The organism is Streptomyces sp. NPDC056361 (genome assembly GCF_042262805.1).
GTDB lineage: Bacteria > Actinomycetota > Actinomycetes > Streptomycetales > Streptomycetaceae > Streptomyces.
The window spans coordinates 1-12,012 of the sequence record NZ_JBHJQI010000195.1; the positions used below are offsets into that span (position 1 = coordinate 1).

Sequence of the window (12,012 nt, forward strand, 5' to 3'; positions counted from 1 at the left end):
CGCCAGTGGCGTCGGGCCGGCCCCGTCGGGGTGGCGGAGGTGCGGGTCAGTCCGTGCCGAACTCCATGGCGGCGCGGTCCAGCATCTCGTCGTCGTCGGCGACGTCGCCGCGGGAGGCGATGGCCTCGGCGCCGCCCTCGGGCATGGTGCCGATCAGGCCGGTGGCGGCCGCCTGGGCGGCGCCGATGGAGGGGCTGCCGGCGCCGATGAGGCCGAGGCCGGCGTACTGCTCCAGCTTGGCGCGGGAGTCGGCGATGTCGAGGTTCCGCATGGTGAGCTGGCCGATCCGGTCGACCGGGCCGAACGCGGAGTCCTCGGTGCGCTCCATGGAGAGCTTGTCCGGGTGGTAGCTGAAGGCCGGGCCCGTGGTGTCGAGGATCGAGTAGTCCTCGCCGCGCCGCAGCCGGAGCGTGACCTCGCCGGTGACGGCGGCGCCGACCCAGCGCTGGAGGGACTCGCGGACCATGAGGGCCTGCGGGTCGAGCCACCGGCCCTCGTACATGAGGCGACCGAGGCGGCGGCCCTCGTTGTGGTACTGGGCGAGGGTGTCCTCGTTGTGGATCGCGTTGACGAGGCGCTCGTAGGCGGCGTGCAGCAGCGCCATGCCGGGGGCCTCGTAGATGCCGCGGCTCTTGGCCTCGATGATCCGGTTCTCGATCTGGTCGGACATGCCCATGCCGTGGCGGCCGCCGATGGCGTTGGCCTCCATGACCAGGTCGACGGGGGAGGAGAACTCCTTGCCGTTGATCGTCACAGGGCGGCCCTGCTCGAAGCCGATCGTGACGTCCTCGGTGGCGATCTCGACCGAGGGGTCCCAGAACTTCACGCCCATGATCGGGTCGACGGTCTCGACGCCCGTGTCCAGGTGCTCCAGGGTCTTGGCCTCGTGGGTGGCGCCCCAGATGTTGGCGTCGGTGGAGTACGCCTTCTCCGTGCTGTCGCGGTAGGGCAGCTCGTGGGCGAGCAGCCACTCCGACATCTCCTTGCGGCCGCCGAGCTCGGTCACGAAGTCCGCGTCCAGCCAGGGCTTGTAGATCCGCAGGTGCGGGTTGGCGAGCAGGCCGTAGCGGTAGAACCGCTCGATGTCGTTGCCCTTGAAGGTCGAGCCGTCGCCCCAGATCTGGACGTTGTCCTCGAGCATCGCCCGCACCAGGAGGGTGCCGGTGACGGCGCGGCCGAGCGGGGTGGTGTTGAAGTAGGCGCGGCCGCCCGAGCGGATGTGGAACGCGCCGCAGGTGAGCGCGGCAAGGCCCTCCTCGACCAGCGCCGCGCGGCAGTCGACCAGGCGCGCGATCTCGGCGCCGTAGGTCTTGGCTCGGCCGGGCACCGAGGCGATGTCGGGCTCGTCGTACTGGCCGATGTCGGCGGTGTAGGTGCAGGGGATGGCGCCCTTGTCGCGCATCCATGCGACCGCGACGGAGGTGTCGAGGCCGCCGGAGAAGGCGATGCCGACGCGCTCGCCGGCGGGCAGGGAGGTGAGGACCTTGGACATAGGAAGAGTATGCATCATTCCGCATGGTCATGCAACGCCGGGTGCGTGGCACCCCGGGGCGGGGGCTCCGCGAACCCCTGCCGACATACAAGAAAAGGCAAGGAGTTCCGCACCCCTTGCCACTCTCAAGGTATAGCGCACAGGGGGTCTTGCGGCAAGGCCCCGGTGGTGCTCCAGAATGGTCGGCCAGGGCCAGGACCTGCGGAAACGCAAGTCCGTGCTGCGTACGCCACGGGTGTACGCGGCTGCCCGGGCGCCACTCCTGATCTTCTCTTCGAACGGGGTTTCCGAATGTTTGACGTGATCGTGGTCGGCGGCGGACCGACCGGCCTCATGCTCGCCTCCGAGCTGCGGCTCGCCGGCGTGGGCGTGGTCGTCCTGGAGAAGCTGACCGGGCCGACCGGGCAGTCCCGCGGTCAGGGGCTGCACGCGCGCAGCGTCGAGCTGATGGACCTGCGCGGCCTGCTCGACCGGTTCCTCGCCGTCAGTGAGAAGTTCCGGGTCGGCGGTCTCTTCGGCGGCATCGCCAAGCCGTGGCCCGACCGCCTGGACACCGCCCACCCCTACGGCCTCGCCACGCCCCAGCCGGTCACCGAGCGACTGCTGGAGGAGCACGCCGTCGAGGTCGGCGTCGACATCCGGCGCGGCCGGGAGGTGGTGGGGCTGAGTCAGGACGGGGAAGGGGTGACCGTCGACCTCGCGGACGGCACGTCGCTGCGCTCGCGCTACCTCGTCGGCTGCGACGGCGGCCGCAGCGCGGTGCGCAAGCTGATCGGGGTGGGGTTCCCCGGCGAGCCCGCCCGGGTCGAGACGCTGCTGGGCGAGATGGAGCTGACGGCGGACGCGGAGACGGTCGCCGCCGTCGTCGCCGAGGTGCGCAGGACCCAGCTCCGGTTCGGCGTCGCCCCCATCGGCGACGGCGTGCACCGCGTCGTGGCGCCCGCCGACGGCGTGTCCGAGGACCGTACGGCCGCGCCGACCCTGGAGGAGTTCAAGCAGCAGCTGCGGGCCGTCGCCGGCACCGACTTCGGCGCGCACTCGCCCCGCTGGCTCTCCCGGTTCGGCGACGCCACCCGCCAGGCCGAGCGCTACCGCGTCGGCCGCGTGCTCCTGGCGGGCGACGCGGCGCACATCCACCCGCCGACCGGCGGACAGGGACTCAACCTCGGCGTCCAGGACGCGTTCAACCTCGGCTGGAAGCTGGCCGCCGAGGTCAACGGCTGGGCACCGGAAGGCCTCCTCGACACCTACCACTCCGAACGCCACCCGGTCGGCGCCGCCGTCCTCGACAACACCCGGGCGCAGATCACCCTCCTCGGCACCGACCCCGGCGCGACCGCGCTCCGCGAGCTCTTCGCCCGGCTCATGGACTTCGAGGAGGTGAACCGCTACGTCACCGGCCTCATCACCGCCGTCGACGTCCGCTACGACTTCGGCGAAGGCCCCGCCCTCCTCGGCCGCCGCCTCCGTGACCTGCAGCTGAAGGACGGCCGCCTCTTCGAGCTGCTGCGCACCGGCCGCGGCCTCCTGGTCGACCGCACCGGCCTGCTCTCCGTGGCAGGCTGGAGGGACCGCGTCGACCACGTCGTCGGCGCCGTCGAGGAGATCGGTGCCGGCGTGGACGCGGGCGGCACCGCGGAGGCCGCCGCCGGCCACGGGTTCGGCCCCGGCGACGAGCTCGACGCCCCCGCCCTGCTCCTGCGCCCCGACGGCCACGTGGCCTGGATCGGCGAGGACCAGCAGGACCTCACCCGCCATCTGAACCGATGGTTCGGCCCTGCCGAGGACTGAGCCCCGCCCCTTCCCGGGTGCGCCCGTCGGCGGTCACGTGCGGCCGGCAGGTTGGCTGGATAGTCGTTGCATAAAACTGCGGACACACGTATAGTCATGCCATCCATGAGGAGGGTTTCCATGACGGTACGAGTAGCAGTGGCGGGCGCGAGCGGATACGCGGGCGGAGAGCTTCTGCGCCTGCTCCTGGGACACCCGCACGTGGAGATCGGGAACCTGACCGGCCACTCGAACGCGGGCCAGCGGCTCGGGAGCCTCCAGCCGCACCTGCTGCCGCTCGCCGACCGGGTGCTCGTGCCGACCACCGCCGAGGAGCTGGCGGGCCACGACGTGGTCTTCCTCGCACTGCCGCACGGGCAGTCCGCCGCCGTGGCCGAGCAGCTCGGGCCGGACGTGCTCGTCGTCGACATGGGCGCCGACTTCCGGCTCGTGGACCCGGCCGACTGGGAGACGTACTACGGCTCGCCGCACGCCGGTACCTGGCCCTACGGTCTCCCCGAGCTGCCGGGCGCCCGCGCCGCGCTGGAGGGGTCCAAGCGCATCGCGGTGCCCGGCTGCTACCCGACCGCGGTCTCGCTCGCGCTGTTCCCGGCGTACGCGAACGGCCTCGCCGAGCCGGAGGCCGTGATCGTCGCCGCGTCCGGCACGTCCGGTGCGGGCAAGGCGGCCAAGCCGCACCTGCTCGGCAGCGAGGTCATGGGCAGCATGTCCCCGTACGGCGTGGGCGGCGGACACCGCCACACCCCCGAGATGATCCAGAACCTCAGCGGTCCGGCGGGGGAGCGGGTCACCGTCTCCTTCACGCCCACGCTGGCCCCGATGCCCCGCGGCATCCTCGCCACCTGCACGGCCGCCGCCAAGCCCGGCGTCACCGCCGAGAGCGTCCGGGCCGCGTACGAGAAGGCCTTCGCGGACGAGCCCTTCGTGCACCTGCTCCCCGAGGGGCAGTGGCCGGCCACGGCGTCCGTCTACGGTTCCAACGCCGTTCAGGTACAGGTCACGCACGACGCGGCCGCGAACCGGATCATCGCCATCAGCGCCATCGACAATCTCACCAAGGGCACCGCAGGCGGTGCGGTGCAGAGCATGAACATCGCCCTCGGGCTCCCCGAGAGCACCGGACTTTCCACGATTGGAGTCGCTCCGTGAGCGTCACCGCAGCGAAGGGATTCACGGCGGCGGGCATCGCCGCCGGAATCAAGTCGAACGGCAACCCGGACCTGGCCCTCGTGGTCAACGCCGGGCCCCGCCGCGCCGCCGCGGGAGTCTTCACCTCCAACCGCGTCAAGGCCGCCCCCGTCCTCTGGTCGCAGCAGGTCCTCGCCGACGGCGAGCTGACCGCGGTCGTCCTGAACTCCGGCGGCGCCAACGCCTGCACCGGCCCCCAGGGCTTCCAGGACACCCACGCCACCGCCGAGAAGGTGGCCGAGGTCCTGAGCAAGCAGGGCACGGACGTCGGCGCGGGCGAGGTCGCCGTGGCCTCCACCGGCCTCATCGGCGTCCTGCTCCCCATGGACAAGCTCCTCCCCGGCGTCGAGGTGGCCGCCGCCGAACTCTCCGAGCACGGCGGCGAGAAGGCCGCCATCGCCATCAAGACCACCGACACCGTGCACAAGACGGCCGTCGTGACGAAGGACGGCTGGACGGTCGGCGGCATGGCCAAGGGCGCGGGCATGCTCGCCCCGGGCCTCGCGACCATGCTCGTCGTCCTCACCACCGACGCCGACGTCGACGCGGCGGGCCTCGACGGCGCGCTGCGGGGCGCCACCCGCGTCACCTTCGACCGGGTCGACTCCGACGGCTGCATGTCCACCAACGACACCGTCCTCCTCCTCGCCTCCGGCGCCTCCGGCACCACCCCCGCGCCCGACGAGTTCACCGAGGCCGTGCGGGCCGTCTGCGACGACCTCGCCCGCCAGCTCATCGGCGACGCCGAGGGCGCCAGCAAGGACATCCGCATCGAGGTGGTCAACGCGGCGACCGAGGACGACGCCGTCGAGGTGGGCCGGTCCATCGCCCGCAACAACCTCCTCAAGTGCGCCATCCACGGCGAGGACCCCAACTGGGGCCGCGTCCTCTCCGCCATCGGCACCACGCGGGCCGCCTTCGAGCCCGACCGGCTCAACGTCGCCATCAACGGCGTGTGGGTCTGCAGCAACGGCTCCGTCGGCGAGGACCGCGACCTCGTCGACATGCGATTCCGGGAGGTCACCATCACCGCCGACCTGGCCGCCGGCTCCGAGTCCGCCGTCATCTGGGCGAACGACCTCACCGCCGACTACGTCCACGAGAACAGCGCGTACTCGTCATGACCAACACCGCGCGGAAGCACACCGCCCTCCCGAAGGCACAGATCCTCATCGAGGCCCTGCCCTGGCTCACCCGCCACCACGGCAAGACCGTCGTCATCAAGTTCGGCGGCAACGCCATGATCGACGACGACCTCAAGGCCGCGTTCGCCCAGGACGTCGTCTTCCTGCGCCACGCCGGCCTCAAGCCGGTCGTGGTGCACGGCGGCGGCCCCCAGATCAGCGCCGCCCTGGACCGCAACGGCATCGTCAGCGAGTTCAAGGCGGGCCTGCGGGTCACCACCGAGGAGGCCATGGACGTCGTGCGGATGGTCCTGGCCGGCCAGGTCCAGCGCGAGCTCGTCGGGCTGCTCAACCAGCACGGCCCGCTCGCCGTCGGCCTCACCGGCGAGGACGCCCACACCATCACCGCCGTCAAGCACCGGCCGCTCGTCGACGGCGAACGCGTCGACATCGGCCGGGTCGGCGAGATCACCGCCATCGACACCGGCGCCATCGAGGCGCTCCTCGAGGACGGCCGGGTCCCGGTCATCTCCTCGATCGCCCGCTCCGAGGACGACGGACATGTCTACAACGTCAATGCTGATACGGCGGCTGCGGCACTCGCTGCGGCGCTGGGCGCCGAGACCCTGATGGTCCTGACCGACGTCGAGGGCCTCTACGAGGACTGGCCGAACAGCGACGAGGTCATCAGCCGGCTCACCGCGAGCCAACTGGAGAAGCTGCTGCCCGACCTCTCCAGCGGCATGGTCCCCAAGATGGAGGGCTGCCTGCACGCCGTGCGGAACGGGGTCACCACGGCCCGCGTGATCGACGGACGGGTCCAGCACTCGATCCTGCTGGAGATCTTCACCGACGAGGGCATCGGCACGATGGTCGTGCCGGACGATCAGGGGGCGAAATGAGCGGGAACACGGAGCTGACCCAGCGGTGGCAGGGCGCCCTCATGAACAACTACGGCACCCCCCGGCTGCCGCTGGTCCGCGGTGAGGGCGCCACCGTCTGGGACGCCGACGGCAACGCGTACCTGGACTTCGTCGGCGGCATCGCCGTCAACGCCCTCGGCCACGGCCACCCGGCGGTCGTCGAGGCCGTCACCCGCCAGATCCAGAGCCTCGGCCACGTCTCGAACCTCTTCGTCGCCGAGCCGCCCGTCAGGCTCGCCGAGCGGCTCCTCGGCCTCTTCGGCCGGCCCGGCAGGGTCTTCTTCTGCAACTCGGGAGCCGAGGCCGTCGAAGGCGCCTTCAAGCTCGGCCGGCTCACCGGCCGGTCCCACATGGTCGCCACCCAGGGCGGTTTCCACGGCCGCACCATGGGAGCGCTGGCGCTCACCGGCCAGCCCGCCAAGCAGACCCCCTTCCTGCCGCTGCCCGGCGACGTCACCCACGTGCCGTACGGGGACGTCGAGGCGCTGCGGGCCGCGGTCACCGAGGACACCGCCCTCGTGATCATCGAGCCGATCCAGGGCGAGAACGGCGTCGTCGTCCCGCCGGCCGGCTACCTCAAGGCCGCCCGGGAGATCACCCGCGCCACCGGCACCCTCCTCGTCCTCGACGAGGTCCAGACCGGCATCGGCCGGTGCGGCCACTGGTTCGAGTACCAGGCGCACGAGGGCGTCGAGCCGGATGTCGTGACCCTCGCCAAGGGCCTCGGCGGCGGCCTGCCGCTCGGCGCGACCGTCGCCTTCGGCGAGGCCGCGGAGCTCTTCGGGCCCGGCCACCACGGCACCACCTTCGGCGGGAACCCGGTCGCCTGCGCCGCCGGACTCGCCGTCCTGGACACCCTCGGCGCCGACGCGGCCCTCGACCACGTGAAGGCGGTCGGGGAGCGGTTGCGCCAGGGAATCGAGGGTCTGGGCCACCCGTTGGTCTCCCACGTCCGTGGTGCGGGCCTCCTGCTGGGTATCGTGCTCACGGAGTCCCTCGCACCGCAGGTGCAGCAGGCGGCTCAGGACGCCGGCCTCCTGGTGAACGCGCCCGCCCCCGATGTCGTACGGATCATGCCTTCGCTGCTCCTCACCGACGCCGAGGCGGACGCCTTCCTCCAGGCCCTGCCCGGAGTCCTCGACGTGGCGAACGGGCAAGGACGAAGCGGAGAATGAGACGACGATGACCGACGCGCAGGAGAACGAGCACGGAGGGCCGTCCGTTCCGCAGACCCGTACCGCACGCCACCGCAGGATCGTCGACATCCTCAACCGGCAGCCGGTGCGGTCGCAGAGCCAGCTCGCCAAGCTCCTCGCGGACGACGGGCTGAGCGTCACCCAGGCGACGCTCTCCCGGGACCTCGACGAGCTCGGCGCGGTGAAGATCCGCAACACCGGCGGCGAGCTGATCTACGCCGTGCCCAGCGAGGGCGGTTTCCGCACCCCGCAGGCCCCGCTGGGCGAGTCCGCCAAGGAGGAGCGCATGCGGCGCCTCTCCGGCGAACTGCTGATCGCCGCCGAGGCCTCGGCCAACCTGGTGGTCCTGCGGACCCCGCCGGGGGCGGCACAGTTCCTCGCGTCGGCCATCGACCAGGCCGAACTGCACGCCATCCTCGGCACGATCGCGGGCGACGACACCCTCCTGCTGATCAGCCGCGACCCGACGGGCGGCCAGGCGCTCGCCGACCACCTGCTGAAGCTGGCACAGAAGTAACCCCGGCGGCCCCGGGCTCAGTAGCGCGTGATCGCCGTCGGACCGCCCCGCGTTCCGACGGCGATGTGCGGTCGGCGCGCGGGATCCGCCCAGGCGAGGACCGCGCGCATCGCCCCGGCCGGCACGGAGACGCAACCGGCGGTCGCCCCGCGCCCGTTGACGTGCAGGAAGATCCCGGCCCCGCGCCCGCGCACGGGCCGGTCGTAGTTGAAGCCGATGACGAGCGCGTGCGCGTACTGCGTGCCGTACGCGACGAGGTGCTCGGCCTCGGCCGCCCGGCAGTCCCGGGGCAGCCCCTCGACCCAACGGTTGTACGCGCGCGCGTCGTTGTCCTGGCACCACCAGGAGCGCTCGGTGACCCGGGCGTACGGGAAGCGCGTCCCGGCGGGCCTGGCCCGCACCCCGAAGGCGTACGGCAGCCGGTAGAGCCCGGTGGGCGTGGTGTTCGTCCCCTGCCGCCGTCCGACCCCCTCCGCGAGCCCGTTCGCCCCGAACCGGGCGGGCGCCGACCCCGCCGCCACCCATCGCCCGCGGCGCAGGTCCCACCACGTGACGGTGCCCGTGGTGGCGCCCGTCCCGGCGGCCTCCGCAGTGATCAGCTGGGAACCGCCGCCGGTGTCCGCCATCCGCTCGGGCAGCGGTACGGGCGCGGGCGCCGGCGCGCCGCCCAGCGAGAGCAGGGCGGCGCCGAGGACGAGCAGAGTGCGCATGACGGCGACGCTAGGTCCGTACGGCCCTCTCCGCCGCCCCGCGGGGCTGTTCGGCGGGCGGACGGCGCCCGAAAGGGAGGCGGAGCAGCCGGAGCACACGGAGTGCCAGGCGCGCCCGACCGGCCGGCTGCGGCCGGGGTTCGGGCTGCGGATCCGTCTCCGTCTCCGGCTCCTTGCCCGGTTCCTCGTCCGTCGCTTCGTATACGACCCGGAGTCTCGCCGAGGGGAGCAGCGCGTCGGGCGGAAAGTGGTCCGCCCACGGGGCCAGGGCCTTCGCGGTCTCGCGCACGACCCGAGGGGAGTCGTCGCGGAGCAGCGGCGCCAGCCGCGAGAGGCGGGCGGCGCCGAGCACGCGCAGGCCCGCCACGGCGCTCGCCCGTACCCGGGGCCGCGGGTGCTCCGTGAGGGCCCACAGCGTCTCGGTGTCGGTGGCCCGGTCGCCGCACTCGGCGAGGCCGAGCGGGGCGTCGGAGGGCACCGCGTCCCCGGCCGCGCAGGCGGCCCGGTAGAGCGGCACGGGGTCCGTCCCGGCCTGCCGCAGGGTCCAGCGCGCGCAGGCGCGGACGAGCCCGGACCGGTCGCAGAGGAACGGCTCCGCCTCGTCGGCCCGCCCGGCCCGGTGCAGCGCCGTGACGCCCGCCGCCCGTGCCCGGCCGAATCGGGAGCGCAGCAAGGGGCCGAGGACGGCTTCGCCGACCGCGTCGCCCGTCGCGGCGAGCGCGGCGTTCGCGCACAGGTCCTGGACGACCACGTCGTGATCGGTGGCGGCGACCTCCGCCAGGCGGGCGGGGGAGAGCAGGCCGCGCTCGACGGCGATCCGGTGCGCGAGCCGCCGTACGGCCCGGTCGCCGCTGCCGAGCAGGGCGGCCGCACCGGCTTCGGGCCCCTCCCGCAGTCGCGCGGTCAGCAACTCGCGCGCGGCGCCCCCGTGCCGCCGGCCCCCGGTGCGCAGGGCCACGGCCGTCAGGCGTTCGAGGGCCTCGGGCGCGAGCTCCGGAAGCGCCGCGACCAGTTCGGCGCGCGCCCGTACCCGTACCGGCTCGGCCCAGTCGGCGCACCGGACCACGACCAGCGGCAGGAGTTCGGGGGAGCGGCCCGCCCAGGGGAGGGCGGCCTCCCTGCCCCGGCCGTCGGGACCGCAGAGGGCGGCGGCGAGCTCGGCGACGCCGGGCTCCCGCTCCGCGGCGGCCGGGGACCGGGCGGGGGCCGCCGCGGTGGGGCCGCCCCGTCGGAGCGTCGCGCGGAGGTGTTCGTCGAGGTCGATCCACGCGCCCGCGTCGGAGCCCCGGAGTGCCTGGGCGAGGAGGTCGGTGACGTCGTCGAGCGCGCTGGTCGGCATGGGCGGGAGCCTAGGCCGGGAGCATGGGGGAGCGCCGCTGGATTACGGCGTGCTCCGGGAGGCGATTGACAAAACATACGGAGGATCGCATAGTTATGCCTACCGGAGGGCGCGTGTTCGCCGCCCGGCGCGACCTGGCGTGACCCGCACGCGTTGAACAGGCCGTCTCCCCGTCCCAGGCCCGGGCCGGGAGGCGGCAGTCCATCCACTCTCCTGAGGAGCAGCAGCTGTGAGCAGCAACAACGGTGACGTCCGGCTCTGGGGCGGCCGGTTCGCCGACGGCCCCGCCGAAGCCCTCGCGAAGCTGTCCGCGTCGGTCCACTTCGACTGGCGTCTCGCGCCGTACGACATCGCCGGTTCCCGCGCCCACGCGCGCGTGCTGCACAAGGCCGGCCTGCTCACCGAGGACGAGCTGACCCGGATGCTCGCCGGTCTCGACCGCCTGGAGGCGGACGTGGCCGACGGCTCCTTCGTCGGCACCATCGCCGACGAGGACGTCCACACCGCCCTGGAGCGGGGCCTCCTGGAGCGCCTCGGCCCGGACCTCGGCGGCAAGCTGCGCGCCGGCCGGTCCCGGAACGACCAGGTCGCCACCCTCTTCCGGATGTACCTGCGGGACCACGCCCGGATCATCGGCGGCCTCGTCGCCGAGCTCCAGGACGCCCTCGTCGGCCTCGCCGAGGCACACCCGGACGTCGCCATGCCCGGCCGTACGCACCTCCAGCACGCCCAGCCGGTGCTCTTCGCCCACCACGTCCTGGCCCACGTCCAGTCCCTCTCCCGGGACGCGGAGCGGCTGCGGCAGTGGGACACCCGTACCGCGGTCTCCCCGTACGGCTCCGGCGCCCTCGCGGGCTCCTCGCTCGGGCTCGACCCGGAGGCGGTCGCGAAGGACCTCGGCTTCGAGCGCGGCTCTGCCGGCAACTCGATCGACGGCACGGCCTCCCGTGACTTCGTCGCCGAGTTCGCCTTCATCACCGCGATGATCGGCATCAACCTCTCGCGGATCGCGGAGGAGATCATCATCTGGAACACGAAGGAGTTCTCCTTCGTGACCCTGCACGACGCCTTCTCCACCGGCTCGTCGATCATGCCGCAGAAGAAGAACCCGGACATCGCCGAGCTGGCCCGGGGCAAGTCCGGCCGCCTCATCGGCAACCTGTCCGGCCTCCTCGCCACCCTCAAGGCACTTCCCCTCGCGTACAACCGCGACCTCCAGGAGGACAAGGAGCCCGTCTTCGACTCCTGCGACCAGCTGGAGGTCCTGCTCCCCGCCTTCACCGGCATGATGGCCACCCTCACCGTCAACCGGGAGCGCATGGAGGAGCTGGCACCCGCGGGCTTCTCGCTCGCGACGGACATCGCGGAGTGGCTGGTCAAGCAGGGCGTCCCGTTCCGGGTGGCGCACGAGGTCGCCGGCGAGTGCGTCAAGGTCGCCGAGTCCGAGGGCAAGGAGCTCGACGGGCTCACCGACGAGCAGTTCGCCAAGATCTCCGAGCACCTCACGCCCGAGGTCCGCACCGTCCTCAACGTCCCCGGCGCCCTCGCCTCCCGCGACGGCCGCGGCGGCACCGCCCCCTCCGCCGTCGCCGTCCAGCTCGTGGAGGTCAAGGCCGACCTGGTCATCCAGCACGCCTGGGCCACCGCCAAGCAGAAGTAGTCCCCGTACGGAGCCCCCGTGCGGAGTGTCCGTACGGGGACTCCGACGTCACCGAGCCGCCGCCCCTTCCGG

Annotated in this window: 10 protein-coding genes; 7 read left to right on the forward strand and 3 right to left on the reverse strand. The window is 73.0% G+C overall.

The annotated features are described in order from the left end of the window. Positions 1-46: 46 nt before the first annotated feature. Positions 47-1,492, reverse strand: a complete 1,446-nt coding sequence (gene argG / locus ACFCY7_RS37010) for an argininosuccinate synthase (RefSeq protein WP_376490471.1) — start codon at positions 1,490-1,492, stop codon at positions 47-49. A gap of 291 nt (positions 1,493-1,783) precedes the next feature. Here argG and ACFCY7_RS37015 point away from each other — a divergent pair, with 291 nt between their 5' ends. From ACFCY7_RS37015 to ACFCY7_RS37040, 6 genes are all read left to right on the forward strand, one after another. After that, a complete protein-coding gene (locus ACFCY7_RS37015; RefSeq protein WP_376490472.1) occupies positions 1,784-3,283 on the forward strand; it encodes an FAD-dependent monooxygenase in 1,500 nt (499 codons plus the stop codon). A 120-nt stretch (positions 3,284-3,403) separates the two neighbouring features. Next, positions 3,404-4,432, forward strand: coding sequence for an N-acetyl-gamma-glutamyl-phosphate reductase (gene argC / locus ACFCY7_RS37020; protein WP_376490473.1), 1,029 nt, complete (start codon positions 3,404-3,406; stop codon positions 4,430-4,432). Further along, entirely contained in the window at positions 4,429-5,595 is a 1,167-nt protein-coding gene (gene argJ, locus ACFCY7_RS37025) for a bifunctional glutamate N-acetyltransferase/amino-acid acetyltransferase ArgJ (protein WP_376490474.1), read from the forward strand. The genes argC and argJ overlap by 4 nt, the downstream gene beginning before the upstream one ends. After that, complete coding sequence (gene argB / locus ACFCY7_RS37030) at positions 5,592-6,497, forward strand: acetylglutamate kinase (RefSeq protein ID WP_376490475.1); 906 nt, start codon at positions 5,592-5,594, stop codon at positions 6,495-6,497. Before argJ ends, argB begins: the two co-directional genes overlap by 4 nt. Further along, entirely contained in the window at positions 6,494-7,693 is a 1,200-nt protein-coding gene (locus tag ACFCY7_RS37035) for an acetylornithine transaminase (protein WP_376490476.1), read from the forward strand. The genes argB and ACFCY7_RS37035 overlap by 4 nt, the downstream gene beginning before the upstream one ends. Positions 7,694-7,700: 7 nt before the next feature. Then, entirely contained in the window at positions 7,701-8,231 is a 531-nt protein-coding gene (locus tag ACFCY7_RS37040; protein WP_376490477.1) for an arginine repressor, read from the forward strand. A gap of 17 nt (positions 8,232-8,248) precedes the next feature. Here ACFCY7_RS37040 and ACFCY7_RS37045 read toward each other — a convergent pair whose 3' ends face one another. Beyond that, positions 8,249-8,941 carry a L,D-transpeptidase gene (locus tag ACFCY7_RS37045; RefSeq protein ID WP_376490478.1) on the reverse strand — a complete coding sequence of 231 codons (693 nt, stop codon included), beginning with the start codon at positions 8,939-8,941 and terminating at the stop codon, positions 8,249-8,251. Positions 8,942-8,951: 10 nt separating this feature from the next. Then, entirely contained in the window at positions 8,952-10,280 is a 1,329-nt protein-coding gene (locus ACFCY7_RS37050; RefSeq protein WP_376490479.1) for a hypothetical protein, read from the reverse strand. 229 nt (positions 10,281-10,509) lie between these two features. On the opposite strand from ACFCY7_RS37050, the gene argH reads away from it, so the two are divergent. Further along, positions 10,510-11,940 carry an argininosuccinate lyase gene (argH, locus tag ACFCY7_RS37055; protein WP_376490480.1) on the forward strand — a complete coding sequence of 477 codons (1,431 nt, stop codon included), beginning with the start codon at positions 10,510-10,512 and terminating at the stop codon, positions 11,938-11,940. Positions 11,941-12,012 lie beyond the last annotated feature (72 nt).